Source organism: Paenibacillus sp. UNC499MF (assembly GCF_900107975.1).
GTDB lineage: Bacteria > Bacillota > Bacilli > Paenibacillales > NBRC-103111 > Paenibacillus_F.
This window is the reverse complement of the sequence record NZ_FNVF01000002.1, coordinates 254,653-278,396: the sequence shown is the minus strand read 5'-3', so window position 1 is coordinate 278,396 and position 23,744 is coordinate 254,653. Positions and strand designations below refer to the sequence as shown.

Sequence of the window (23,744 nt, the reverse complement as noted above, 5' to 3'; positions counted from 1 at the left end):
ATCCTCACCTCATTCGCCGTAATGCTCTCGTCACCCCATGAACGAGAAAGTCGCATTCTTCCCCGCTGATATTCAGGGGAGGGTACATAAGAAGAATGCCGTTGAAATAATTGCCCATTATGCCTTCGTCATGGAGATGCCCGGATAACCGGCGTCCCCATTCGAAATCGACCGGTTCTTTGGTCGCTTTGTCCTTCACAAATTCAATCGCAAGCATCAAGCCCATTCCCCGGATATCGCCCACATTCGGATGGCCGGCCAGCGCGGCCGCAAAGTCATCCAGAATCCCCTGGCCGCGTACGGCCGCGTGGTCCAGCAAACCTTCCTGCTCGATGATTTCCAGCACCTGCAGCGCCGCCGCGCAGCCGACCGGATGACCGCACTGCGTCGAGCCGTGGAGAAGGATGCCTCCGTTTCCGAATAAACTCTCATCGAGTTCGTCCGACATCAGCACGGCCCCCATCGGAAAATAACCACCGGTCAATCCTTTGGATACGGCGAGAATATCCGGCTCCAGCCCGTATTTCTCACTCAAGGACCAGTGTCCGGTTCTGCCCAGCCCCGTTGTAACCTCATCCGATATCACAGCGATACCGTATTGCCGCGTCAAAGTCCTGACCTGTGAAAAAAACGTCTCCGGCATAAGAACGACTCCGTTCACCGCCTGAATCGGCTCCACAAGAACGGCGGCAATCGTCTCGGGTCCCGCTTCCCCGATCAGGCGCTCCAGCTCCTTCAGACAGAAGTCCGCCGCACTTTCGGGAGTAAAAGCCGCCGCCGGAGGCCGGTACAAATTAGGCGCCGGGGCGCACAAGCAATCCTCCAGGCCCCTGCCGAACATCTCGCGGATGCCCAGATGGGTAACCGAACCGGAGCCGTAGGTGGTTCCGTGAAAATTTCCGTCAAACGAAATAAACTTGTCCCGCTTCGCCTCCCCGCGGGAGATGAAATGCTGCCGGATGAGGCGCATGGCCGTTTCCACGGCCCCCGACCCGTCGTTCGTAAAAAACACCTTGGCGTACCGGCTGCCGCAGAGGCGGAGCAGTTTGTCCGCCAGAGGCTCGACGAGATCGTGCGTCTGGGCGCAGGTCGACGCGAAGCTTAAGCGCTCCATCTGTTCCTTCATCGCCTGGATAACCCGCCAGTTGGAAAGCCCCACCGTGGGAACCGCCGTAGTCGTGTACAGATAGGCTTTGCCCTGCGTGTCGTACACCCAGGAACCGTCCCCCCGCTCCAGACAAGTTACCTGCCCAAGCCAGGTGTCCGTCGTAAGCGTGCCGCTGGGAGGCATCCAAGTAAACGGATGGACGACCGGATAGCTTTTTTCCATGAACTCACCTCAAAGATTGAATTGGACGGATCAGTTTACCGCTGGCCGTCTTCGGAAGCTCCTCCTTCAGTTCGATCACATCCGGCCAGAGGCGGGAATCTTTGATCTCGTGAATAATTCTCGAACGGATTTGTTTCATCGGGATCCCTTGCTCACAGGTAATCCAGGCATGAACTCTCGTCCGGCCTTCGGAACTGTCCGCAAAAACGAGCGCTTCCTTGATTCCCCCGAGCTTCATCAGCTCGCTTTCGATCTCGCTCGGGTCCATATTGACTCCCCCGCGGATGATCAGGGAATCGGCTCTGCCGAGAATGTAAATCTCGCCTTTCCGGATCGCGGCGCGGTCGCCCGTCCTCAGCCAGCCGCCCCTGATTTTAGAAGAGGTCGCTGCCGGGTCGCCGTAATAGCCCTTCATGACATTAGGCCCCCGCACGTACAAAACACCCTCCTCGCCGTCCGCGGCCGTCCTTCCCTCCGCTTCTTCCACCCGCACCTCCACCTCGACGCCTGCGAGAGGTTTGCCGACACAGCCCTTCCGCTCCAGGAAGGCTCCCGTTTCGGTCAGGCAGCTGATCCGGGGCGAAGCCTCGGTAAGCCCGTAAGCGTTCCAGACGGCCGCGTCCGGGAACGCCTCGGCAATGAGCTCCGCCTGCCTGACGGTCAGGCATTCCCCGCTCAGCATGAGGACGCGCAGACTTCCGAAATCGTACCGTTTGCGGAAACGGGCGAACGTGGCGGCAACCGTCGGCGTTGTGCCGAGAATAGTAATGCCGTCCTGCCGGATGCTCTTCATGGTGCTCAGCGGGTTCGTATCCGGGGGCCGGAAATAGACGGCCGCTCCCCGGAATAAAGACGGCAGCAGCTCGCCCGTAAGGGCCGAAGCGTACGTAAGCGGCCGGAACAAATAGAGCCTGTCCTCCCGGTCCGGCTTAAAGTAGCCCAGGATACTGCCGACGTTCGACCAAATGTTGTCGTAGGTCAGCATGACGCCTTTGGGCCGGCCGGTCGTTCCCGACGTGTACAGGACGGCCGCCACGTCCCGCAGCTCTTCCCTGGGTGCGGCCGCTGCCCGCTGAAGCCCCGAGCGAATCACGCCGTCTTCGTTTACAAGCGCCGGTGTGATGTAGGAGTCCGGGGCGATCCAGCCCAGCACCTTGTCGGTCAAGCCGGGGTTTCTGGCGGGATCGACCGGAACGAGGGTTACCTTCTGCCGCAGCGCCGCCAGGAACAGCGGAATCGCTCTCCAGCCGATCGAAATATCGACCGCGACGGCCCGCTGTCCGCGGATTGGGTCGGCTCCAAGGCCGGCTGTTTCCAGCATCCCCGCATGAATTTGCGCAAGCTCCGTTATCCGGCTGTAGGAGATTTCATGTGTTCCATCCACTGCGCATAGGCCAGAATGGTCAGATAGCTGACGGAAAAATAACTTTGCATCCATCCCCGCTCCTCCCGTTTAGTTGGAATCCTTGTTTAGAAACAACCTTTTCACGCTGTGGGACTTGTTGACGGGCTTGAATATTTTATCGCCGGCCGAATTGAGAAGCTCTCTGTTCTGCACGAAAAGACTTCGGACGCTTTCGCCGACGAAATGCATAACGAGAGAATTTCGGAATCCGTACCGGGTCCGGTTCGCATGGGAGCCGTGGACGGTGTGGCCGTTAAATACCACCACGTCTCCGGGCTTCGTCGTAAGATCGACCTCCGCGTGACGCTCGGGAACCGGAACCGACTGCCCGTACGTGGAACGGCTGCCCGGAAGCCGCGGTCTAAGCAGTCCCAGGCGATGGCTGCCCGGAACCATCCGAAGCCCGCCGTTCTCGGGTGACGCCTCGTCGAGGGACACCCAGAACGCGCAGCCCGGAGCCGGTTCGGCCCCGATGTCGTAATTGTCCTGGTGCAGAGGCAGCTGCTTGGCTCCCGGACATTTATAAAATCCCGTCGTTCCGACAAGCAGCGCATTCTCCCCAAGCAGCCGGGCCGCCGCGCCGAAGGCTCTCGGATCGAGCGAGCACCGTCTCAGCACCTCATGGCTCTGGTGCACATTCCTTAGAGGCGGGAATAAGCTTTCCAGCGGAAATACGAGGCTTTGCAGAATCATGCGGCTGCGGATGCTCCGCGTCCATACTTCTTTCAGGGCCTCTTTGATTTCTTCCGCCTCCGCCGGTGAAAATACGCCGGGAATGACCGCGAAACCGTTCTCCCTGTAATGCTCCATCATTTCGCCCGTCATGATTTCCTTCCTCAATGTGTCCCTCCTCCCGATAATCGGGTACGTTCCCCTTCTCTTCTTTAGCATAGAGGGCCCTAAGGGAAGTTACTCGGCTTTATTGGCCGCTCTGCGCTACTTGGCGATAATTCCGTTTACGTAGTCCTGAATGCGTTTGGGAGTCGACAGTTCGTCCAGGTTCAGCTGATCGTCCAGAACGTCGATATTAAACATCATTTCGAACTCAATCAGAATTTCAACGACCTTAACGGAATCTATCCCTTTTTCCAGAAAATTGGTATCCATTTCCACGTTGTCGAGCCCGCCGATTTTCTGAATGACTTCCAGTGCCGCTTCTCCGGTCAACATGCGCTTCATCCTTTACGAATTATTTTGCAGAACTTGTTCGATGGCGCGGACGGCCGTTTCGTTGGGGCTGTCCCGTCTCATAATCGCCGCAAGTTCCTTGGCCCGCGGCCTGTACGGGTTTCCGTCCGCCAGCAGACTCCGCAGGGCTGGACCGATCCGCCCGCGTCCCGCTTCCTCGGGACCGACTGTCAGGGCGATTCCGAGGCGCTCGCAGGTCCGGGCCAGAAGATGCTGATCGGACGCGAGGGGAATCACTATCATAGGGACGCCGTAACTCATGACGGACTGTACGGTGCCGCAGCCTCCGTGCGTAATGACGGCGTCCGCAAGGGGCAGCAGAAGATCGTGATTGGGATAAGCCGTTATCCAGCGGACATGGGGAGGCAGTGGCCTCTTCCCTTCGTACGGCTTATGTTCCGCAACGAGCAGGTTAAAAGAATTCTCCTCCGACAAACTGACGGCCGCCCGGATGTAACGGTTCATGACTTCCCTGGAATCATGCCGCCCGGTCGAGGAAGCGCAGACGAGAACAGTGGGCCGTCCGGGAGGCAGCTCCGGCTCTAACCGCAAAGCCGCGGTTCCGCGGTTCTCCGGCTCCAGCGTGCAGTTCCCTGTAAACACGGACTGCCCGGGAATGCCGCCCTCCTCCGGATACAGCAAGTCATGGACGTTGACCAGATGAAGCCGGGGAGACAGCCCCGCGAGGTCTCCCCGCGTTCTCCTGTCATCGGCAAGCGGCGGAAGTCCCAGTCTGAGCCTGACGCCGTTCAGTTCCCGCGCGTAGCTTTTCCTCAGCCGGCTAAAGACGGTTTGGCTGCCCGGAAGCGATTCTTCGGGATAAGGAACCGTCGTTTGCAGGCTGATCCAGGGAATTCCTCTTCTCTCCGCCGCATAAGCGGGGGCCGCCTGGGAAGAATCGCAAATCATCCAGTCGATTTCCCTGCCGGAGAGCAGCGCGTCTATCTCCATAGCCTGCTCATAGATAAACTTCTCCGGGAATTTCCCCCATTCCGCCGGCAGGAAGGCGAGTCCCGCGCGCACAGCCAGCTCCTCATTGGCCGGGTGTGTAACCAGCGTGACCTCGTGCCCCTTCTTCTTAAGCTGCTGTCCGATGGCCAAGGCCGGGATGACATGGCCCAGAACCCTCTGAACCGCGATAAACAGGTGAGCCATCCGCTTCCCTCCCCGCTCATGGATTTAAAGGTTCCAGTTCTTGCACAACGAAATAACCGTTCTTACGGATCAGTACATCGTCAAAATAAAGCTCCCCGCCTCCATAGGCTTCCAGCTGACATAAAACAAGGTCCCAGTGCAGAACCGATGTGTTCCCGTTGTCGGCCATCTCATACGCTTGTCCCAAGGCAAGATGGATGCTGCCCGCCATCTTCTCGTCGAACAGCAGGCTGCGCATAGGCCGGCGGATATGGGGATTCAGCCCGATGCCGAATTCGCCCGGACGCGAAGCTCCCTCATCCGTCTTTAAAACAGCGCTCAGCGCTTCGGTATCGTCCGCCGACCATTCGGTCACTCTGCCCTGCCTGAACGTCAGCGCGACGGAATCGAACGTTTTGCCCATGCAGCTTGTCGGCACATTGAACGTGATCCGGCCTTCCGCCGAGCCGGTCACCGGTGCCGTAAACAGCTCCCCGTCGGGAAGGTTGTAGCGGCCGTCGCACAGGAAAGAGGGCATGCCTTTCACGGAGAAAGACAAGTCCGTCCCGGGCGAGACGATACGGATACGGCCGGTCCGTTCGAGCAGCTTCCGGAGCGGCTCCGCCTTTTCTTGGAGCCCCCTGTAATCCATCAGGCAGGACGAGGCGTAAATTTGCCGGAGCTTCGATGTGCCGATGCCCGCCTGCTGGGCCATTCCCCGGGTAGGATAGCGCAGCAGCACCCATTTGGGCCTGGCTGCCATGGTCATTGTCAGGGGCTGGAGGTAATGCTTGACGTAATGACCGTAGCGCGTCTCATCCGTATCTTCCATTTCGAAGCTGTTTTCCTCCGAGTGAATCCCGATATACGCGTCCATACCTTCGATAAGGCCCAGGTCATGCTTCGCCCACAGGCGGATCTGCTCCTCGGAAGCTCCCGCTAAAAGCCATTTAAGCTCCTCGACACCCGTTGTCTGCAAAAACGGCACCGCTCCGGCTTCATAAATGCGCGCGATCAGGCTTTCGGTCAAATCCGCCGCGTCTCCGCGGACTTTGACTACCACTTTTTCTCCCGGTAGAAGTCTCAGAGAATGGCTGACGACCGTGTCCGCAATCCGTTTGAACTCCTCTTTCATGATTCACCTCATACCAGATGTCGTAGCTCCCGGTAAAACCCTTTTTCGCTCTCAAGGGCTTGCCCGAGGTAATCGGTTAGCTTGGCCGAATAGTCTTTATCCGGCTGCCTTTTCCACTTGGCCAAAACTCCCATAACGAGCGACCATGATTTACAGACGTAAACGAGCTCCTCCACCCAGCCGGAGGCTTTGTACCGGTCCGGTACGGTCCCGTTCTCCACGGCCGTTTTCCACAACTCTCTCAGCCGGCGGAAATAGTGAATGTCGAATTCCAGCGTTTCCAGCATGGGAATCAGCGCTTCCGGCTGACTTTCCCCGACCGCCTTCACGAAGTTCTCCAGATTCTTAAGTCCCTGCCGATCGACCATATTGTGTACCGAAGCCTGAACCAGGGAGAGGAATTCTTCCTCCCAAGTCTTCGCATACCCCGCCCGGCGCCCAAGTATCGCGACACCGCCCTTCTCCGAGCCCGCATGGGCGCTCATCAGCGTTTCCCAGGGAATTTTGCCGATATAACCGTTAAAAAAAGCCGGGGCTCCTTCGTCGTCGACCAGGGTCACCCCCGCCTCGTCATAATCAACCAGCAGCGACCAATGAACGATATCGTGCTTCCCGTAATACGAAGAAAAAACGGCCTCCTTCGCGTTGTAAAACAGCAGACAATAGCCTTCGTGATCGAAGACGGAATCAATCAGAGGATACAGCCCCTCCGTATTCAAAGGGGAATACTTCGTCAGCCTCCAGCCTCTCCCCGGCTCGGGTTCGCTGCGCCTCAGCAGGAGTCCGTTCGACTCGCAGTCGAAGGCGTTCAGGAAAACGGGCGTCAGCTGCCGCTCGCCTTTCCATTTAAGCACCTCCATCATGCAGAGCTGTCTGCAGTCAAGCGTGCGCTGGGATAATCCTTCTCCGTCGGGGAACCGCCAGTCGTTTTTTTGGGACAGAATGGTCTGCGCTATTGTTTTCCGGATTTCTTCCATTAAAAATTCTCCCTCTCCCCGTTATCGCCCCGTACAATGGAGGCCGCACGGACTATCCATTGGTCCATTGCCGCAGGATGCTGGTAAAAATACCGGTACCCCCGCATCGCATGCAGAACGACGCGGTCCGTTTCCTCCGCTATCGCCCTGGCGCCGTCATCTTCACTGCCGCACATGATGTGCAGAGGCCCCCCGTATTCTTTGACAAGATGGGCCGCATCCAGTTCAAGAAGCTCATCCAGCATGCCGGAGGAAATACACTGCCCGTGCAAATAAAGCATGTGAGCTCCCCAGGCCATAAAAAAATCATACGGCTCCCGGTTAAAGTCGCTCAGCGTGTAATAATCGAAGCCCGGCACAAGAAGCTGGGCGTCGAGCTTTCCTTCACGGCGGAGAGCCTGAAGCGCCTCCCGGCCGAACAAAACTTCCTTCCCGGGAAATTTCCGGAAGGGAGGCGCCAGCAGTACAGGGATGCAGACGGGAGCGGCCTCCCCCTTATTCAGCAGCGCGGCTGCCGTCTGGAGGGCTATGATCCCGCCCAAAGCGTTTCCAATCAGGAAAATTCTCTCCGCGGGACGCTCTTCCAGCACCTCGGCAAGCACTTCAAGCGCATCCCGTTTCATGCCGGACACCATCGTGTCCCCGAGTTCTCCGAAGCTGTCCCCGTGGCCGCGGTAGTCGAATTGAACGATTCTTACGCCGCTTCGGGCCAAATACTTGCGCAGGTTGGAGAAGAAGTAATTTTTTTCGCTCATCGCTTGGCCCAGTCCCGCGAACATCAGCACAAGATCGCCCCCGGCGCCGTCAGGTTCGTTTACGAGTCCGTAGATGCCGCTGTCGCGTCCGAATCGTCTCTGCTCCCACATGAGGTACCCTCCTCCCTGATCAGACATTCCGAACGGAGCCAGGAAATCGTATGCTCCATCAGCGTTTCCTCCAGCGGCCTTGATGTAAACAGATGACCCGCTTCCGGAACCCGGACCACCCGGTTCTGCGGGGATGGTCTGTAAATCGCCGACCGGCGGGATTCCGACAGTTCCATTTCCTCCAGGATAAGAGGATCGTTATCTCCGTAGATGAGGACGGAAGAACCCGAATAAGAATTAAGGGCGCCTTCAGTGTCCATACTCTGCAAATCCCGGTAAAAATCCATCCCCACCCATAAGCCGGCCCAAGGCATAACCAGCTTGCCCGCTTCCGGATGCCGGATAAACCGGGGATGCTTACCGCTCGGATAGTTCCCGCCGAATTCGAAAAACAGCGGACTCCACAGGACCAGCCTTTCTATCCCGCTGCCCAGCGCGGCCATCAAGGCGATCCTGGCTCCGTCGCTGAATCCCAGGAAGACGGTCTCCCGCTCCCGCAGATCCGGATGGCCGCAGACAAACTCATAGGCTTTCAGCACATTAGAGATTTTGCCGGAGGTCGTCATGTCGAAATAATGCCCGTCGCTCAGACCGATGCCGTAATAATCGAAGCGCAGAAAGGCGATCCCCTGCTGCGCCAATCTCCGGGCAAGCTTCACGGCGAGCCGGTGTACCTCATACCTTTCGCCGTTTTTGCCCGGACAGTAGACGATCACCGGACAAGGTCTGAGGTGTTCGGGAGGCAGGTGCAGCACGCCCGCCAGCTTGCCCTGGTCATAAAGCTCTACCAGCCTTTCATCTCCGTTCATTCTCGCCCCCCTTCCTCCGGCAGCAGCTTCATTTTGCAGTGAATCACAGTTCGGTCGCCGACCTTGCCGACAGCCGCCAGCTCGCTTCCTTCGGCCGTAAAGCCGACGTCAAACCTCACGGAATCGCCCGGAACGACCGGACTGAGAAAACGCGAGGCGACCTCGCCGAACAGGCAGGACTCCGGCCTTCCGAAAGATTGCCGCCGCAGGAGAAGCTCCGCCGATTGAAGGATGCATTCCACCATCAGCATACCGGGATATACACTGTATGAAGGGAAATGACCAATTAAATAGAAGTCACTACTGGAAATATTCTTCAAAGTTGAGATGGCCCTATCGCTTTCACCGATAATCCGGTCCACCATGATCCAAGGTTTTGCATACTGCAAATAAGCCTCTGCCGGCATACGATGGTCCCCGCCTATTATGAATTTGATGTCGCGGCAACAGCTACGCTTAGTTCGGCCGATACCGCCGTTATCCCGTCCGACCGGTACAAAGTGCCGGTAAAGATCGCCTTTTTGCTTAAAATGCGGACGGGTTCTACCTTATAAAGAATGGATTCCTGCCAGGACACGGGACTCAGCAGCTTGGCCTTGATCGCTCCCAGCAGGGGAACTTCATCTTCCGCGAGCGGGGCCGTCTCCAGTTGGGTCAGCACGACGCACGCTTGGGCAAGCCCCTCAATCAGCAGGGTAGGCGGGATGGTATCCGTGCTGCCGAAGTAGATCTTCAGCGGCTCCGGGCTGCATCCGGCTATCAGAAATTTACCGGGCGAATAGTCTTTTACCTCGTCCAGAACCCGGAGGGGAAACTGATGAGGCAGCATCGCCAGCAAATGGCGGTAGTCCGGGGCGCGGCTCATAAACAGCCTTCAAGCGCCCGGACGATGTCCCTGACCCGCGTGCTCCCGCTGATTTCCAGCGCTTCGTCGGGCCACTGGACTCCGAAATGCTCCTCGATAAGCACGACAAGCTCCATAAACCTCAGCGAATCGAATCCCATTTCAAAAAGCCGCTTTTCTTCGCTAATCTCTTCGACCGGCAGCATCCCGCAGCCCTGATCGCTTAAAAACAGACGAATTTGTTCTTTCGCAGACATCGCTTCCCCCTCCAAACATTCCGTTGTTTTCATTGTAAAGGTCCTCTCCCCGCTTCTCTCAGCTTCGGTTGCACACAATTCTGGCTTTATTGAGCGGGGAATCCGGACCGCGGGCGGGCATCCTCACCCCTCCTGTACAAAACGGGGTTAAGCGGACTGTCCGCACGCTCTCCCGGCTTTCGCCCCGGAAAGTACGTCTCCAGATGTTTCCGGCGCGCCTCGTTATCCTCCGGGTCGGCTATAACCGCGTCCTCCGCTATATACGTGATCGTCAGGACCTCCCGCATGGAATCCGTCGGATTCGCCAGCGCGCTGTGAGGCGTCCATCCCGAATGAAATGTCGCATGCCCCGCTTTCATTCCCTTGTATCCCGTCTCCGGCAGCCCTCTGCGGACCGCATCCAGCAGAATGTTGCCCGAATTTTTCATCCGTTCGATCTCATGCGCACCCGAAATGAACCGAAGCGAGCCCATCTCGTCCGGGATATCGGTCAGCGGCATCCAGAGGGTTATGAGCTTGTCGGGCTTAAAGCGGAGCATATACGCGCCATCCTGATGCCAAGGGGTAGGTCCGCCTCCCGGCTCCTTGTAGAAAATCTGATCCAGGTACAGCCGCACTCCGTCCGTTTCCATCAGGTCGGCGGCCATCCGGGCGAATTTGCGGGCAAAGACGAATTTTTTCACCGCCTCGTCTCTCTGCCATAAGTTAATCAGCTGGAGAAAAGCTCTGCCGAAATCGTCACGCTCCTCCAGCGGCCGCTCCTCCTTCACGCAGGTCCGTACCAGCTCCCTCACCAGGGAGCGCAGAACCGCCACGTCTTCGTCCGCAGCGACCCGTCCGGCATAAACATGCCCCATGCTGCGGTATTCTTCCAGTTGTCCGGGAGACAGCGCCGTTTCCTCATGCAAATCTGCCGTGTAGAGAGAATGTTCCACCTGTTTTCCTCCTTTAAAAAGGGCTCCGGTAAAGCAGAGGCGTCAGCGGCCCTTCGGCCTGCCGCCCCGCCCCGGTTCCGGCGAAAAGGCGTCTGAGATGCGGGGCTCTGCCGGACTTGTCCTCGGGGTCCAGGATTCTCGCGCCGTCCGCAAAATACGTCACCGTCATCACCTCGCGAGTGAAGGCCCCTTCGTTTCCCGGGGCGCTGTGCAGCAGACGCCCCGCATGAAACGTGGCGTCTCCGGTCCTCAGCGGACCGTAGTTCTCTTCCGGGAGTCCCGCTCTTTTCGCTTCCAGCAGCGGATTTTTGGATGCTCCTCCCGGAAGGAGATGCGAGCCGGACATGTAGGTCACGGGCCCGCCGGGCTCCGGCAGATCCACCAGGGGCATCCACATGGTGATAATCTGAGCGGGATCGAGCTCAAGCATGTAAGCCTCGGTCTGGTGCCAGGGCGTTATGCTCGCCCCCGGCTCGATGAAGTTCGCCTGATCCAGGTACAGCCGGACTCCCGTAACGCCCAGCAGATCCGCCGCCAGCTTGGCGAACCGGCGGGCAAATACGAACTGCCGGACACGCGTGTCCTCCTCCCAGAGGTTCATATAGAGCTGCTTATGCGGCCGGACGCTCCGGTCTCCCGTGTACCCCTCCACTGCCGAGATAATATGGGGACGGTAGGCGCTGATTTCATGGATAAAGGCCGCCTGCCTGATGCAGACGTGCCCTTTCTCCCGGAACTGTGCGATCAGGCCCTCCGGCAGTGCGTAGCTGTCGCTCAGAGGCGGCAAATTATCGTGAACGGGCCCGTTCATTCCGCATCCTCCTCCGCTCCATGAACCAGCTTGACCACATCGCGGTAAGGCCGGTAAAACAGCAGCGGAAGCCGTCGTCCCTGGGCCTTGCCGCCCGGCTCCAGCCCCCGGAAAAGGCTTTGAAGCTGCGGGTTCCTGCCGGCGCTGTCCTCGGGGTCCTTAATCCTTGCGTCTTCGGCAAACCAGGTAATAATGAGCATCTCCCTCGTTGTTTCCGTATCGTTGCCGTAAGCGCCGTGAAGCGTCCATCCGGTATGGAAGGAAGCATCCCCCGCTTGCATCGGGCCGCACGGCTTCTCGGAGAGTCCCAGTCTCATGGCCGCAAGGAGAGGATTCGGGACGCTTCTGAGCTTCTCGTGAAGATGCGAACCCGCAACATAGGAGAGCGGCCCCTTTTCTCCCGGAACATCGGTCAGCGGCATCCACATGGAGAGGACGGAATCGGGGTCCAGCTCAAGCATGAACCGATTGGCCTGGTGCAGAGGCATTGCGCCCGCCCCCGGTTTTTTGAAGAAAACCTGATCGAAATACAGCCTTACTCCGTCCACACCGAGAAGATCCGCCGCAATCCGGGAAAATCTCCTGGCGAAGACAAACGCCTTCACGGCGGCATCCTTCTCCCACACGTTCATCACTTGCAGTCTGAGCCCGTCGTCCAGCCGGGCGATTTCGCGCCGGCATGCCTCCCGGATCCGGCCGATATCCTCCTCCGAAGCAAGCTGTCTCAGGAGCAGGTGCCCGTCTCTGCGGAATCCGTCGATGTCCTCCCGCGTCACGCTGAATTCCTGATCCAGCGCATCAAAACCGTGCGTGTTCTCCATCTTATCCCTTCCTTTCCGTATCGCTGCCGGACTCTGCAAACCGGTCGAACACGAGCGGCGTCCAAGGGCTGACAGCTGTATCCCCGGCCTTCATTCCCGGAAAAATCCGTCTCAGGTGATAAGCCCTCGCTTCGGTATCCGGCTCAACGATTTGCAGGTTATCCGCTACGTAAATAATCGTGGCGACCTCCCTTACGATGGAGGTCCGGTTGGCCGCCGCATAATGCAGGGTCAAGCCCGAATGGAAGGTCGCGTCTCCGGCGGGCATCGCCCCGTAATGGACCTCGGCCAGCCCCTTCCGGTAAGCCTGCAGAAGCAGATTCGTCCCCTTGTCCGAAGACAGCTCGTGCGAGCCCGACATAAAGCGCATCGAACCGAGCTCCGCCGGAAGATCGACAAGCGGCATCCACATGGTCATCGTCATGTCCGGGTCCATCTGCAGCATATAAGGACTATCCTGGTGCCAGGGGATCGCTCCTCCTCCCGGTTCCAGAAAAATAGCCGAATCGTGGTACAGGCGCAGCTTGTCCACGCCCATCAAGTCGGCGGCGATCCGGGCAAAACGGCGGGCGAAGGTGAATGCTCTCACCTTGGCGCTTCTCTCCCACATATTCATCACGGTCGGAAAGGCCCGTTCCACTCCGTAAAACTCCCGTTCGTCCGGCGGATAGGAATCGGCCGTGAAGGAAGAGTAAATTTCCGTAACCGCCCGGCGGTAAGCTTTTACTTCCTCCGCCGAGCAGACTTTTTCCAGGTAGGCATGCCCGTCCCTGCGGTAGCGGCTAATCTGCTCGTCCGTAAGGATGTACTCGCTGTTCAGCCCGGCAGGCGTGCTCCAGTCTTCCCCGGTCATGTCGATCCACGCTCCTTTCGTTCGTTAAGCTCCGGATTCTCCCGACTCTCCCGACTCTCCAGTTTCTCCGGTGTCTCTGGTGTCTCTGGTGTCTCTGGTGTCTCTGGTTTCCTTTGTTTCTCTGGCTCCAGACTCCCCTGTTTCACAATTTTCCGCTCCCGACCAGATCGCTCCGGATGCCGACCGGCTTTTCGCGATAAGCTCGCGCCTCTTTTTAATTTCCTCCAGGGAGAGGCTCTCCTTATTCAAGCCGGTAAACTGCTCTTCGACAGACAGCCGGACTGTCGTTTCATGCTGTCTGCCATTGCGGCTGAATCTGACCGATACGGGCCCCTTTTTACCGGAATAAGACGAAATGACACGGACAAAATCGCCGTAAGTCGCCGTTGCCCGTCCCCCGATGCCGAGGATGACGTCGTTTGCACGGAGCCCCGCTTTCTGTGCGGGACTGTTCGGAAACACTTCCAGCAAATAATTCCCGCCCCCTGGGGAAACTCCGGATTCCCTGCTCTGCTCCTTGTTCACCGTGCAGTTCGTTACGCCGAGCCGGGGATAACTGAATAATTCCGTCCGCAGATCCAGGCCCAATTCGAGTACCGACTTCAAATTCATCAAAGACCGCCGCCAGCCCATTTCCAGACACTCACGAAGCCACTGCCCGTACGTGTCATCGGCGAATCCCTGCACCTGCAGACTCAATTTCACAAACCCTCCCGACGGCTCGAGGTCAAAAGACGTGTTCACGTAAAACGTCTCCGCTTTTCCGTCGGGTGCCAGGGATTGATAAGCGTCCGACAGGACGAAACGCCGGCCGGGTATGCTCTCCACGACGACAGACTGGTTCTCGATGTCGCCGTAATTGAGCGTGTAGACATCCCCCGCCTTCGGCAGAGAGGGATCGCCTGTCGTGGACGAAGAGTAGGTCAGATACGTATTCGTCCCTTCCGTCGTCGCGACCGACCACCATACTTGCTCCGGGGCGGCTTCCAGATAAGTGATATTTCGCGTACGGTCCGTTGGATATTCAATCATGACTTTAGCCTCCAGATAAAAATGAAATGACGGCTTCCGCCTGCATGCCGGTTTTCTTGACCAGACTCGGGAAAGTCGCCAGCATCTTCAGTGCACCGGCCGACGTTTCCGTAAAGGGCTCGCCCGCCATTTCCAGCGTGGCCAGCGAATGCCGGTACTGCGGATAAATCCTGTTGTTGCGCTGCTCTTCGTAGCTTCGCATCGCTTCTTCCCAATCTTTCGCGCCCGTGAAAAAAGCATGCAGCTCTTCCGCCAGGATTTCGGCCGTGCATACGGCGTTGTCGATCCCGACGCCGGCTACCGGGTGCAGAAAAGCTCCCGCGTCCCCCGCCAGTGCCCATCCGCTGCCGTAAGCTTTACGGATAAAGCTTTTGCCCGGGGGAATTCCTCTGACGCTTCCTTCCATTCCGCTATCGGCCAGCCTCGGCGCCAGAGTACGGATTTCACGCAGCCTTCCCATAAATTCTTCTTGTCCCGGGCGGGTCATGAACTCCTGTTCCTCCGGGGGATACATGATGGCTGCGCAGTGCATCAACCCGTCGATCGGATTGCACAGGACGACGGACGAACCCTTCCAGTACCACTCGACCGCCGGAACGGGCAGCCCGTGCACGCCGGACAAATACGCGTAAGCAACCCCGTGCAGCGGCCGCTCCGTTTCTGCCTCCAATGGGGCACGAACCCCCTTGGCTACCGCCGAATACCGCCCGTCCGCACCGATTACGGCCTTTCCGGCGAAACGCTGAAGCCGCCCGTCCTTCCTCCGGCATTCGATGCCTGCGGCTCGTCCGTTCTCCAGTAAAATCTTCGTCACTCTGGTGTTAAGCCGCACTTCAACGTGCCGGTGCCGGGCCGCGCTTTGCAGAAGCAGAGGGTCCAGCAGCTCTCGGCGGAGTCCCAGAGCCCTTTTCGTTACCGTAATATCCGATTCGAAAAGAGTTCCTTCCAAATCGACCCGCATCCGTGTCAGGAGAGGCGCTCCGGCAGACTCCATTTTCCCGAGAATTCCGAGCCTCTCGTAAACGTCGCTCTCGCCCAGAATGTGGGTTGACGTTGTCGCGTTCGGATACGGAAATTGATCGACCAGCAAAACCGTGTGACCGAGCCTCCCCAGGAAGGCGGCGAGCGAAGCTCCGGCGCATCTCGCGCCCACGATAATCACGTCGTACATCGCATCCTCCTTCTCGTACGGCATTTTTCAAGTAAGAAAGAGGGGCCCGTGTTAATGACCCCTCCGTTGACCGTTGAATTAGTTGGATTGCAGGCAGCCGTACACGGTTCCCACTTGATTGTCTTCGCTGTCAAACAGCGGAGTGACACTGTCCGAATAGAACGTCGCGTTTTTCGGAGGCAGACCTTTCAAGGTGCCTTTCATGTGAATCGCCTGCTTGTTGTGGAACTCGCCTTCCGGAGTTTCGATAACCCAGTACAGCCAGGACTCGCCTTGAACGCCGTCCGTCATTTTTTTGTTGAACGGGATTGTGGCTTGGGCTTTCATGGCGGCGCCTTGACCGTGCAGACCACCGCGGACGCGGATGGTTTGTCCCGGCCAGATCACGCTCGAAGTCGCGACAAGATCGACGTTTTTGATGCCCAGTTCCACATTGATGCCCGATTTCAGACTGAATTCGGAATCGTTGACGGTAAACTCGGTCGGTGCTACCTGAGTGAATTGAAGCTCTTCGGAACGTCCGTCCAGCAGCTCCAGATAAGTTTTACTGTTGGAGTTCTCCAGTGTCATGGTGACTTGCTTGGCGTTCTTTTTGGACGATGCGGTTTTCATGGTTTTGCCTCCTTGAGTGGCTGTTTTTTTGTTTCCCCGGGGTACTTTTACTATCTCATATCCCCCAGCCCGTTACTCTGCTTTTGACCATGACCTGTTCGTCTTCTGTTGGCGTGCGTTCCGCTCGGTTCACCCTTTGCCGTCCAGACATTTCTGAATAAGGTTCCGGATCGTCTCCACACTGGTAAAATTCTCTAGAAGAATCTCTTCGTCCTCGATCACGATGTTGAAGGCTTCCTCCAGCAAAACCACAAGCCGGATAAAACTCATGGAGTCGATTCCCGTTTCGAGAAGCTTGGTGGTCGGCTCAATCTCGATCTGCTGGGGCAAAATCTGTTTCACATGTTCGATAATCACAGCTTCCATAGCCGTTTGGTTCATGCTTACACCTCGACGATTCAGATTTTCATTTCAAATGGGACAGCGTGAGAAATTCCATCAGCATGGCGGAGGCCCGTTTTTCAAGCTCGTACAGGGTTTGGAAATGATCCGAAAGCTGATGCAGATATACGGACGCTTTCGTCCGCTGATATTTGATGCTCGTCCACTTGACCCGGTCCATCTCCGTTTTGGCCTTGATATACAAATTTTTCAGCAGGTCCAGTTGCCCGGAATCCGTTCCGGACTGAAGATAAACAACCCTTTGCAGCATCAGGCTTTTGTGGAGAATCATTTTATGAACGATAATGTTCCAGTAAATGAATTCCTTGGCCTGAAGAGGTCTTCCCTCCGCAAGCTGCCGGAAATAGACGGACAAATACTCGTTGACGTAATGGCCCATCGCAAATGTCTCATCCTGCGAGCCGTTCCCCCGGACCCTGCCCCTCTCCAGGGCAAAATACATGTTCCGGGTATCGGGACGGGACGCCGGCCCGTCTTTGAGCCGGATAACCGATGCGGGAAACCCGTAGAAAGCAAACCAGCGCTGGGCATGCAAATCTTCAGCCGCCAGTCTTGTCATTTCCCGGCCGAACAAGCCGTAAGAGACTTCCGAGCTGCCGTATCCTTTGCCGTTCACATCGAAAGCGAGAAAGTGGAAAACTGCGCGCTCGTCGTCGAAGCCGTACACCAGCGCTTCATGAAACATATCCTGCTTGTTGTAATAGCGGGAGCAGGGAATATTTCTCCAGTTAAAATACACGATCATATAACGGCCTTCGCCCAGCGTATTCCTTGCCGTCTCCACCCAGTCCCCGCATCGGACCAGAGGCGTCTCTTCAAGAACTTCCGAGTAGACGTCGAGATGCTCTTCAAAGCGGACCACGGGAAACAGGTCGGCCCCCGTCGATTTGAGAGTCAGGTTCATAAAATGGCTGTGATACCAGGGCAGCGACCCGGCATGCGCAAGCAGAAGGCTGAGCCGGATGTTGTGATAGCATTCGGTTTCAAAACCCGGCGACTCCACGACAGGAAGCAGGTGTCTCTTATCCATCCTTACAGCTGCTCCCTGATGAGCTGCGGCCAGCTTCCGGCTTCATAGCCGTACGTTTCGGCCAAGGCACGGGCCCAGCGGTCCACTCCATAGGCCGTGCAGCCCGAATGAAGGGGGGCGCCCTTGCCTGTCTGGCCGGTCTCGCCGTCTTCACCCGCTTCACCGGAGTCCCCGTATTCCGCCGCTTCTCCGGTTATGCCGAACGCTTTGCACAGCACGTCGCCGCATACGTTGAAAGACGTGACCGCATAATCGCTCGCGCTCTCTCCGCCGGGTGCAAACCGCAGCTCGAATTTCGATTCCGCAGCGAGTTGGAACAGCCGGCGGTCCGTGTCCTCCGGCAGGAAGAAGGGGTCCGAAGCCGTCTCCACGTAACCCTCCAGCCCCAGCTCCCCGAAGAGGCGCCACGTGTCATCCAGCAGCTTCTGCCGCATATCCCTTACCTCCTGCGCTCCGCCGATGTACACGATTTCGAACATCCCGAACTCGCGCAGCCGGGAATCGTCTATCCGGCTGGCGTGCTCGTGCCTGAAGCACAGTCCGTAAGCGGAGTAGAGCGTGAGCTCCGGGCCGGACGAAACCGCCCCTTCCGCTCCCGCCGCCAGCCGGCTGCTCCCGCTTCCCGCAGGGGTGCCGCTTCTTTTCCCGCTCCGTTCCTCGTACACGTGGTAGCAGACGCAGGGCTGCAAATACATGCCGCTCGGCTGCAAAAGATTATGCAGCGGAGCGTTGTCCCGTAGGCGGGAACGGATCTCCTGCATCGCGTCGAACTGATGCCGGAATTCCCCCACGGCATAAACATTCTGCGGGAAATTCCGGATATATCCGCTCTTCTGCAGCACGGATTCCGGCATCATCGCCGGATAGCTCCGGAGAGCCGCCCCGTGCGCCCGGGCCCGGCTCCGCAGAAGCTTCACAAGCGCCTGTTCCAGTAAAACGCGAGCCTCCTTGGCATTTTCACTGTCCCGCTCCCGGGAGGATGACGCTCCGGTCCCCGCTTGCGCGCGTCCGCCCGCCCCTGTCTCCCTGCGGTTATCTCTCAGCTTCCGGTAAGGAAGCTTACGGCGGCCGGACAAGGACGCGCACAAGTCGTCCAGCCGGCCGGCCAGTTCTTCTTCGTCCGCTCCGTCATACTCGATCGTCAAAGCCTGTTCATCCCGGCTGACGTTCGTAATGCGATCGGAGAGATAATAAATTTTTTCCATGAGCTGAATCAGATCTCCGGCCTGCTCCACCTTTTCGAGCGGTATCCGAATGAGCATCCTGTCACCCGCTTTCTCCACGCCTCTCTCTACCTCCATCCGGCAAAATAATCGGCTTCCTGAATGGAAAACACCGATTCCTGGCCTTCGGTAATTTTCGTGCCCGTATTAAGTCTCCTGCGCACCCTGGCGCCCGTTTTATCCATCAGATTGTTAAAATTAAGCGCAAGCTTCTCCACGCTCGCCCCGGTAAAATGAATGAGCAGCGACCTGCGGAAGCGGTGTCCGGACAAGTTGTCCGAAGAGCCGTGAACAATATTCCCGTTGAAAAAAATAACATCTCCCGGCTTCGTGGCCACCTTCACGGTCTCCGCCGTTTCGTAATCTTTCAGCCACTGGCCTTCATCGGAAAAATACCGGCGGACGTCGGATGTGTCGCCCTCGGGTACCTGCAGGTCCAGCGAGTGGGTGCCCGGCACGAAAATCATGCCCCCGTTGCCCTCATCGGAACTATCCAGCGATATCCAAGCGGCATAAGTCGTTCCCGGCGATACGCCGAACGCGTAATTATCCTGGTGCAGGGGGAGACCTCTCGTCGAAGGGGATTTGAAATAGTAGCTGGTCGAAATAATAAGCGCTTCTTCTCCGATAAGCTGCTCCAGATAGGCGAACAACTGCGGTTTGAGAGTTAACCGCTTAATTTTCTCATTCTTACGGTGGTAATCCCGAAGACGGGGATACAGGCTTTCGAGCGGACGGCTGCCGTTCTGGATAATCTGCCCCGAAGCCGTAAGCCGCACCCAGTGCCCGTCAAACTGGCGGATTAACTCGCTGACTTCCTCCGGTGTATACACGTTGTCCATAACAAGATAACCCTCTCTTGCGAACGTTTTAAGCTTGTCGTCTTGAAGCTTCCTGTCACTCACAGGTCACTCCCCCTTTCTGCCCAAATTAGCGCCCGCGTTCATCCGCTTGCGCACCCGCCGGCCTTCTTTGTCCATCAGATAATTGAAATTAAGGGTCGTCTTCTCGGCACCCGCCCCGGCGAAATGACTGATAATCGAATGCCGGAAAAGAATCTCGCTCGCATTATCGGCCGAATCGTGAATCAAATTGCCGTGATAAATCACGACATCCCCCGGCTCTGTCCGGAGCTCGATAAGCTCATGCCCTTCGGGCACGGCCAGAGTCTGAACGTAGCCGCCGAAAGTATCCTCGGCCGTTGTATACACTTTCTCCGGAACCTGGAGGTCCAGCGTATGGGTCTTCCGCACAATCCGCATACCGCCGTTGGACACATCCGCCGGATCAAGGCCCGCCCATATCGCGTAACAGGTGCCCGGAAGAACGCCGATTCCGTAGTTATCCTGGTGAAACGGCATGCCCGTCGAACCCGGAGGCTTGAAATAATAGTTTGTCGATACGAGAAGGGCCTCTTCCCCCGCCAGTTGTTCCAGGGCGGCTATCGCCTCCTCTTTAAAAACGAATTCGCGCACAAGGTCATGTTCTTTGTGCAAATCCTTCATACGCGGAAACAGGCTAGTTAAAGGCTTCTGCGGATCCTGCACGATTTTCTTGCCCTGGATCGAGTCCAGCCAGGCCTTATGGTATTCCTCCTTCAATCCGTCCACTTCTTCGGGCGAATACACGCCTTTAAGCACCAAATAACCTTCCTCGGCAAAAAATTGTTTCTGCTGCACGCTTAATGAGTACGCCGTCATAAACAGCCTCCTTCGAATGAATAGAATGCTAGACTTCAGGGCCCAGAACGCCTTTTTCTCCCCGCCTCGCCCGGTGCAGCTGAACCTCCCGGATGAGCCGGCGGGCCTGCTGCGGATCGGTGATGTCATACCGGGAAATCCCGCCTCTTTCGATCCGCTCCATATAAAATTTCAGGATTTCCTCCGGAATCCGGTGAGGATTGTGCCGAAGCATCGCAGCCTCTCTCTCTTCGGGATTCATCGGGCTGAAATCGATTTGCCTCGGAAAAGCGGTGGTTCCCGCCCGGGCCCGATAGCTGCCATGGTTGACCAAGCGAACGCGCCAGCCGTTGATATACGCCACTTCGATGCCTTTCACCAGAGCGAAATGCAGCGCTTCCCCGATATCCTGGATGATCGGCTCTCCTTTGCCGTTCAGCGACGTATTGCAAAGGACGGGAACGCCGGTCGCTTCCTTGAAAGCCCGGAGCAGCCTGTACAGATTCCGGGTAGGGGGCGCGTCTTCCACCGTCTGTACCCTTGCCGTGCCGTCGAGATGAATGACGGCGGGGATCAGCTCCCGCTTCTCCGCCTTTACGCGGAAAGTGTGAAGCATGTAGGGAGACGGCCCTCCATCCTCGAACCACTCCCCCGCGTCCCCGGCAAGGATAACGGGCGCGACCGGACGCCACCATTCCCGCTGCTTGACGGCATTCAGCGCATCCTTCGCTGCCGGCGTCCTCGGATCTCCGAGAAGCGAACGGGCGCCGAGCGCCCGGGGCCCTATCTCCGCCGGTCCGTCGAACCAGAGGACCGGCGCATGGCACAGGTCCTCTGCCGCCCGGCCTTCTTCCAGAGGGGCCACTTCGCCGATGCAGCCCGTGAAGGTTCCGGACCGCAGGACTTCCTCCAGCGTGGAACTAGCTGCGCCGTGGTAGGCGTGACCGAGCTCGAAGCGGATATGCGCCGGGGACATTTTGCGGTAAAACGCATAAAGGCCCATTCCAAGCGACAGGCCCGAATCGTTCACGCAGGGCGGCGCGATCAAACCTTTAAAGCCGTACTTGCGCATGAGGTGGCTGTTCGTCGGGCAATTGAGCGCATACCCTCCGGCCAGAGCGAGGTAGGTCTCTTCCGGCTTGACGCCGTATGAGTCGAGAATGCTTTCCACATTCCGCTCCATCATGGCGATCGACGCCGCCTGCACCTGCTTCATCACGGCGGAAATCTTGTTCTCCCTTTCCGTGAAGCGGGGATCGAACCCCGTAAAAGCCGTAGCCTCCTGCGCGTCCCTCTCGCAAAGTTTGTCCGCAGCTTCGATGAGAGGCCGTAAATAATCGTGCTCCCAGATGTTGAAATTCCGGTCGTAAGCCGGCGGAAGCTCCAGAGGAACCGGCTTTACGGCGCTTTCGGAAGCATAGGCCAAGGCCATCAGCGTGCCTTCTCTCAAGTTGTAATACGTGCTGGACCAATCCCACAGCGGGCCGGGAGACTGGACCGGAAACAGCTCCGGCTTTCCCCTGCGCACCAGACAGCCGGCAAAAAACGGCTTGCTCCCCGCCTCCCTGTCCACCACGTCATCCGGGATGCCGTCGACGGCCAGCCCGAGTATGTTCCCTTCGTAGAACAGCCCGCTGTCCGCCATTACGGCCGAGAACAGATGGGAGATGCTGTGATAGGACAAGTGCGGGTAATCGTCCAGGGAATGGTAGTCCGAACACGTAGCCAGACCGGGCGTTCCCCATACTTCCGCCATGTCTTCCAAGGACAGGCCGAGCGCGCCGAGCAATTCGTTGACGACGCGTGCGGCATGCTCACGGCTGTAGAAAGACTGCCTGTGCTGCTTCTGCCCCGTAAATCTCTCCAGCTCCCAATAACGGATCAGCCGGATATCGCACCCCTCCTTGCGGAACAAGGCCATATTGGGGTCGTGCCGGATACAGGTTCCTGTCAAATAATTCAGGGGACCGATATGAAAATAGGTAGAAAGATAGTAACCGTCCTGCATGCTTTCACCTCGCCACATGAACTTATTTCCATTCTAACAACGCCGTGGAACGGACAATCTGAACTTCTTGCTCGATAATCGGACAATCTTTTCCGTTTTGTTTGTACGGCGTCAACCGGACAAGAAAACCTGAGGCCCGGAACAGACCGGATTTTATAATAGTGAAAAACCAAACGCCCACAAGGAGGTATTCAGTTGGAATCCGAATCCGCAAGCAAGATCCTGCCGGACTTATCGTCCGGCTACACGCTGACACCGGAGCAGATCCGTTATTTCAGAGACAACGGACATATCTATTTGAAGCAGGTTCTCACCATTGGGGAAATCGCGGCTTACCGGCCCCGTATTCTGGAAGCCATACGCGATTACATGACCAATACGATCCCCTCATCCGGTCCCGACGATTCCGGCACGGTCAATTTACGTCTCCGCCATCCGGACGTCGGGCGATTCACCGCTTCACGCAGGCTTGCGAAGATCGCCGCCGAGCTGATGGGCGTGGAAGGCGTCCGGATTTACCGGGATTCCGCCTTCTTCAAACAGCCCGGAGCGGCCGCAACGCCCATGCACCAGGATAACAACTACATGCTGCTCGACACGGATCTTTCCGTTACAGCCTGGATTCCTCTCCGGGAGGTTACCGCTTCCATGGGTTCGCTTCACTTTATTTCGCGGTCGCATACGCTCGATAATCGGGGAAAAACCGCCAAGCAGAACCTGAAAACGGCGTACAGACTCGGGCTGGAGGAAATGACTTACGGCGGAATCGGGCTGGGAGACGTGACCTTTCATGCGGGCTGGACGCTCCATAATGCACCGCCCAACGAAACGCAGCATACCCGTGAAGCTATGACGATGATGTATTACGAGGACGGAGCTTCTATCGTCAACCCTTTCGGAACCGATCCTACCGGGCATCTTAACCAATACTTCGGGGGACAAAAGCCGGGCGAGAAGGCGGATACCCCTTTCAACCCGCTCGTGTATAAAAAAGACCGCTGAAGGCGATTCCACAGTCTGCCGGGATCTTTCATCGGCCGCCTTACCCGGATCGGCATCTAAAAAAGCTTCCCCGCCCGCTGCGCGATACGGGCTTGGAAGCTTTTTTTGTTTCGGCTGTTTGTGGCGGCTTTTTTGTTCGGGTTTATTAGTTCTGGTTTCTTGGTTTTGTTTCTTGGTTTTGTTTCTTGGTTTTGTTTCTTGGTTTTGTTTCTTGGTTTTG

Annotated in this window: 26 protein-coding genes; 1 reads left to right on the top strand and 25 read right to left on the bottom strand. The window is 57.4% G+C overall.

Features of this window, described 5'->3' with window-relative positions; translation table 11 throughout:
- Positions 1-4: 4 nt before the first annotated feature.
- The 25 genes from C4S74_RS06375 to C4S74_RS06255 all read right to left on the bottom strand — a co-directional run bounded on the left by C4S74_RS06375 (position 5) and on the right by C4S74_RS06255 (position 22,540).
- Positions 5-1,330, bottom strand: coding sequence for an aspartate aminotransferase family protein (locus C4S74_RS06375; RefSeq protein ID WP_103994511.1), 1,326 nt, complete (start codon positions 1,328-1,330; stop codon positions 5-7).
- A gap of 4 nt (positions 1,331-1,334) precedes the next feature.
- Positions 1,335-2,768: a class I adenylate-forming enzyme family protein gene (locus C4S74_RS06370; RefSeq protein ID WP_103994510.1), complete on the bottom strand. Its 1,434-nt coding sequence runs from the start codon at positions 2,766-2,768 to the stop codon at positions 1,335-1,337.
- A 15-nt stretch (positions 2,769-2,783) separates the two neighbouring features.
- Complete coding sequence (locus C4S74_RS06365) at positions 2,784-3,575, bottom strand: phytanoyl-CoA dioxygenase family protein (RefSeq protein WP_103994509.1); 792 nt, start codon at positions 3,573-3,575, stop codon at positions 2,784-2,786.
- Positions 3,576-3,671: 96 nt separating this feature from the next.
- The gene (locus C4S74_RS06360; RefSeq protein WP_103994508.1) at positions 3,672-3,905 is read right to left on the bottom strand and encodes a phosphopantetheine-binding protein; all 234 of its coding nucleotides are present in this window, start codon (positions 3,903-3,905) and stop codon (positions 3,672-3,674) included.
- A gap of 12 nt (positions 3,906-3,917) precedes the next feature.
- The gene (locus tag C4S74_RS06355) at positions 3,918-5,078 is read right to left on the bottom strand and encodes a glycosyltransferase (RefSeq protein ID WP_103994507.1); all 1,161 of its coding nucleotides are present in this window, start codon (positions 5,076-5,078) and stop codon (positions 3,918-3,920) included.
- A gap of 16 nt (positions 5,079-5,094) precedes the next feature.
- A complete protein-coding gene (locus C4S74_RS06350) occupies positions 5,095-6,192 on the bottom strand; it encodes an aminopeptidase (protein WP_103994506.1) in 1,098 nt (365 codons plus the stop codon).
- 8 nt (positions 6,193-6,200) lie between these two features.
- Positions 6,201-7,169, bottom strand: a complete 969-nt coding sequence (locus tag C4S74_RS06345) for a hypothetical protein (RefSeq protein WP_103994505.1) — start codon at positions 7,167-7,169, stop codon at positions 6,201-6,203.
- On the bottom strand, positions 7,169-8,035 hold the full coding sequence (locus tag C4S74_RS06340) for an alpha/beta fold hydrolase (RefSeq protein WP_103994504.1): 867 nt from the start codon (positions 8,033-8,035) through the stop codon (positions 7,169-7,171). The genes C4S74_RS06345 and C4S74_RS06340 overlap by 1 nt, the downstream gene beginning before the upstream one ends.
- Positions 7,984-8,844 (bottom strand): alpha/beta hydrolase, encoded by an 861-nt coding sequence (locus C4S74_RS06335; protein WP_258042413.1) that lies wholly within the window; start codon positions 8,842-8,844, stop codon positions 7,984-7,986. Before C4S74_RS06335 ends, C4S74_RS06340 begins: the two co-directional genes overlap by 52 nt.
- Positions 8,841-9,251 carry a FabA-like domain protein gene (locus tag C4S74_RS06330; protein ID WP_103994503.1) on the bottom strand — a complete coding sequence of 137 codons (411 nt, stop codon included), beginning with the start codon at positions 9,249-9,251 and terminating at the stop codon, positions 8,841-8,843. The genes C4S74_RS06335 and C4S74_RS06330 overlap by 4 nt, the downstream gene beginning before the upstream one ends.
- Positions 9,252-9,268: 17 nt before the next feature.
- Positions 9,269-9,709 carry a 3-hydroxyacyl-ACP dehydratase FabZ family protein gene (locus C4S74_RS06325; protein WP_103994502.1) on the bottom strand — a complete coding sequence of 147 codons (441 nt, stop codon included), beginning with the start codon at positions 9,707-9,709 and terminating at the stop codon, positions 9,269-9,271.
- On the bottom strand, positions 9,706-9,945 hold the full coding sequence (locus C4S74_RS06320; RefSeq protein WP_103994817.1) for an acyl carrier protein: 240 nt from the start codon (positions 9,943-9,945) through the stop codon (positions 9,706-9,708). The genes C4S74_RS06325 and C4S74_RS06320 overlap by 4 nt, the downstream gene beginning before the upstream one ends.
- 86 nt (positions 9,946-10,031) lie before the next feature.
- Positions 10,032-10,880, bottom strand: coding sequence for a phytanoyl-CoA dioxygenase family protein (locus C4S74_RS06315; RefSeq protein ID WP_103994501.1), 849 nt, complete (start codon positions 10,878-10,880; stop codon positions 10,032-10,034).
- A 13-nt stretch (positions 10,881-10,893) separates the two neighbouring features.
- On the bottom strand, positions 10,894-11,691 hold the full coding sequence (locus tag C4S74_RS06310; RefSeq protein WP_103994500.1) for a phytanoyl-CoA dioxygenase family protein: 798 nt from the start codon (positions 11,689-11,691) through the stop codon (positions 10,894-10,896).
- The gene (locus C4S74_RS06305; RefSeq protein ID WP_103994499.1) at positions 11,688-12,512 is read right to left on the bottom strand and encodes a phytanoyl-CoA dioxygenase family protein; all 825 of its coding nucleotides are present in this window, start codon (positions 12,510-12,512) and stop codon (positions 11,688-11,690) included. Before C4S74_RS06305 ends, C4S74_RS06310 begins: the two co-directional genes overlap by 4 nt.
- Position 12,513: 1 nt before the next feature.
- A complete protein-coding gene (locus tag C4S74_RS06300; RefSeq protein ID WP_103994498.1) occupies positions 12,514-13,365 on the bottom strand; it encodes a phytanoyl-CoA dioxygenase family protein in 852 nt (283 codons plus the stop codon).
- Between the two features lie 24 nt (positions 13,366-13,389).
- Positions 13,390-14,397 (bottom strand): PDZ domain-containing protein, encoded by a 1,008-nt coding sequence (locus C4S74_RS06295; protein ID WP_258042412.1) that lies wholly within the window; start codon positions 14,395-14,397, stop codon positions 13,390-13,392.
- A gap of 4 nt (positions 14,398-14,401) precedes the next feature.
- Positions 14,402-15,568, bottom strand: coding sequence for an NAD(P)/FAD-dependent oxidoreductase (locus tag C4S74_RS06290; RefSeq protein ID WP_103994497.1), 1,167 nt, complete (start codon positions 15,566-15,568; stop codon positions 14,402-14,404).
- 78 nt (positions 15,569-15,646) lie between these two features.
- Positions 15,647-16,180 (bottom strand): hypothetical protein, encoded by a 534-nt coding sequence (locus C4S74_RS06285; protein ID WP_103994496.1) that lies wholly within the window; start codon positions 16,178-16,180, stop codon positions 15,647-15,649.
- A 129-nt stretch (positions 16,181-16,309) separates the two neighbouring features.
- Positions 16,310-16,561, bottom strand: coding sequence for an acyl carrier protein (locus C4S74_RS06280; RefSeq protein WP_103994495.1), 252 nt, complete (start codon positions 16,559-16,561; stop codon positions 16,310-16,312).
- Positions 16,562-16,586: 25 nt separating this feature from the next.
- On the bottom strand, positions 16,587-17,612 hold the full coding sequence (locus C4S74_RS06275) for a hypothetical protein (protein ID WP_103994494.1): 1,026 nt from the start codon (positions 17,610-17,612) through the stop codon (positions 16,587-16,589).
- A gap of 2 nt (positions 17,613-17,614) precedes the next feature.
- A complete protein-coding gene (locus tag C4S74_RS06270) occupies positions 17,615-18,895 on the bottom strand; it encodes a tRNA ligase (RefSeq protein WP_258042411.1) in 1,281 nt (426 codons plus the stop codon).
- A gap of 8 nt (positions 18,896-18,903) precedes the next feature.
- On the bottom strand, positions 18,904-19,740 hold the full coding sequence (locus C4S74_RS06265; RefSeq protein WP_258042410.1) for a phytanoyl-CoA dioxygenase family protein: 837 nt from the start codon (positions 19,738-19,740) through the stop codon (positions 18,904-18,906).
- 3 nt (positions 19,741-19,743) lie between these two features.
- Positions 19,744-20,535 (bottom strand): phytanoyl-CoA dioxygenase family protein, encoded by a 792-nt coding sequence (locus C4S74_RS06260; protein ID WP_103994493.1) that lies wholly within the window; start codon positions 20,533-20,535, stop codon positions 19,744-19,746.
- 28 nt (positions 20,536-20,563) lie between these two features.
- The gene (locus C4S74_RS06255) at positions 20,564-22,540 is read right to left on the bottom strand and encodes a carbamoyltransferase C-terminal domain-containing protein (RefSeq protein ID WP_258042409.1); all 1,977 of its coding nucleotides are present in this window, start codon (positions 22,538-22,540) and stop codon (positions 20,564-20,566) included.
- Between the two features lie 177 nt (positions 22,541-22,717).
- Here C4S74_RS06255 and C4S74_RS06250 point away from each other — a divergent pair, with 177 nt between their 5' ends.
- Positions 22,718-23,524, top strand: a complete 807-nt coding sequence (locus C4S74_RS06250; protein WP_181024327.1) for a phytanoyl-CoA dioxygenase family protein — start codon at positions 22,718-22,720, stop codon at positions 23,522-23,524.
- Positions 23,525-23,744: the final 220 nt, after the last annotated feature.

Coding starts and splice junctions, on each gene's coding strand:
- C4S74_RS06280 (WP_103994495.1), bottom strand. CDS start 16,561: ATGAACCAAACGGCTATGGAAGCTGTGATTATCGAACATGTGAAACAG.
- C4S74_RS06355 (WP_103994507.1), bottom strand. CDS start 5,078: ATGGCTCACCTGTTTATCGCGGTTCAGAGGGTTCTGGGCCATGTCATC.
- C4S74_RS06255 (WP_258042409.1), bottom strand. CDS start 22,540: ATGTGGCGAGGTGAAAGCATGCAGGACGGTTACTATCTTTCTACCTAT.
- C4S74_RS06285 (WP_103994496.1), bottom strand. CDS start 16,180: ATGAAAACCGCATCGTCCAAAAAGAACGCCAAGCAAGTCACCATGACA.
- C4S74_RS06310 (WP_103994500.1), bottom strand. CDS start 11,691: ATGAACGGGCCCGTTCACGATAATTTGCCGCCTCTGAGCGACAGCTAC.
- C4S74_RS06290 (WP_103994497.1), bottom strand. CDS start 15,568: ATGTACGACGTGATTATCGTGGGCGCGAGATGCGCCGGAGCTTCGCTC.
- C4S74_RS06300 (WP_103994498.1), bottom strand. CDS start 13,365: ATGACCGGGGAAGACTGGAGCACGCCTGCCGGGCTGAACAGCGAGTAC.
- C4S74_RS06360 (WP_103994508.1), bottom strand. CDS start 3,905: ATGTTGACCGGAGAAGCGGCACTGGAAGTCATTCAGAAAATCGGCGGG.
- C4S74_RS06325 (WP_103994502.1), bottom strand. CDS start 9,709: ATGAGCCGCGCCCCGGACTACCGCCATTTGCTGGCGATGCTGCCTCAT.
- C4S74_RS06275 (WP_103994494.1), bottom strand. CDS start 17,612: ATGGATAAGAGACACCTGCTTCCTGTCGTGGAGTCGCCGGGTTTTGAA.
- C4S74_RS06345 (WP_103994505.1), bottom strand. CDS start 7,169: ATGGAAGAAATCCGGAAAACAATAGCGCAGACCATTCTGTCCCAAAAA.
- C4S74_RS06330 (WP_103994503.1), bottom strand. CDS start 9,251: ATGCCGGCAGAGGCTTATTTGCAGTATGCAAAACCTTGGATCATGGTG.
- C4S74_RS06375 (WP_103994511.1), bottom strand. CDS start 1,330: ATGGAAAAAAGCTATCCGGTCGTCCATCCGTTTACTTGGATGCCTCCC.
- C4S74_RS06350 (WP_103994506.1), bottom strand. CDS start 6,192: ATGAAAGAGGAGTTCAAACGGATTGCGGACACGGTCGTCAGCCATTCT.
- C4S74_RS06320 (WP_103994817.1), bottom strand. CDS start 9,945: ATGTCTGCGAAAGAACAAATTCGTCTGTTTTTAAGCGATCAGGGCTGC.
- C4S74_RS06260 (WP_103994493.1), bottom strand. CDS start 20,535: ATGACGGCGTACTCATTAAGCGTGCAGCAGAAACAATTTTTTGCCGAG.
- C4S74_RS06305 (WP_103994499.1), bottom strand. CDS start 12,512: ATGGAGAACACGCACGGTTTTGATGCGCTGGATCAGGAATTCAGCGTG.
- C4S74_RS06335 (WP_258042413.1), bottom strand. CDS start 8,844: ATGAACGGAGATGAAAGGCTGGTAGAGCTTTATGACCAGGGCAAGCTG.
- C4S74_RS06370 (WP_103994510.1), bottom strand. CDS start 2,768: ATGGATGCAAAGTTATTTTTCCGTCAGCTATCTGACCATTCTGGCCTA.
- C4S74_RS06340 (WP_103994504.1), bottom strand. CDS start 8,035: ATGTGGGAGCAGAGACGATTCGGACGCGACAGCGGCATCTACGGACTC.
- C4S74_RS06295 (WP_258042412.1), bottom strand. CDS start 14,397: ATGATTGAATATCCAACGGACCGTACGCGAAATATCACTTATCTGGAA.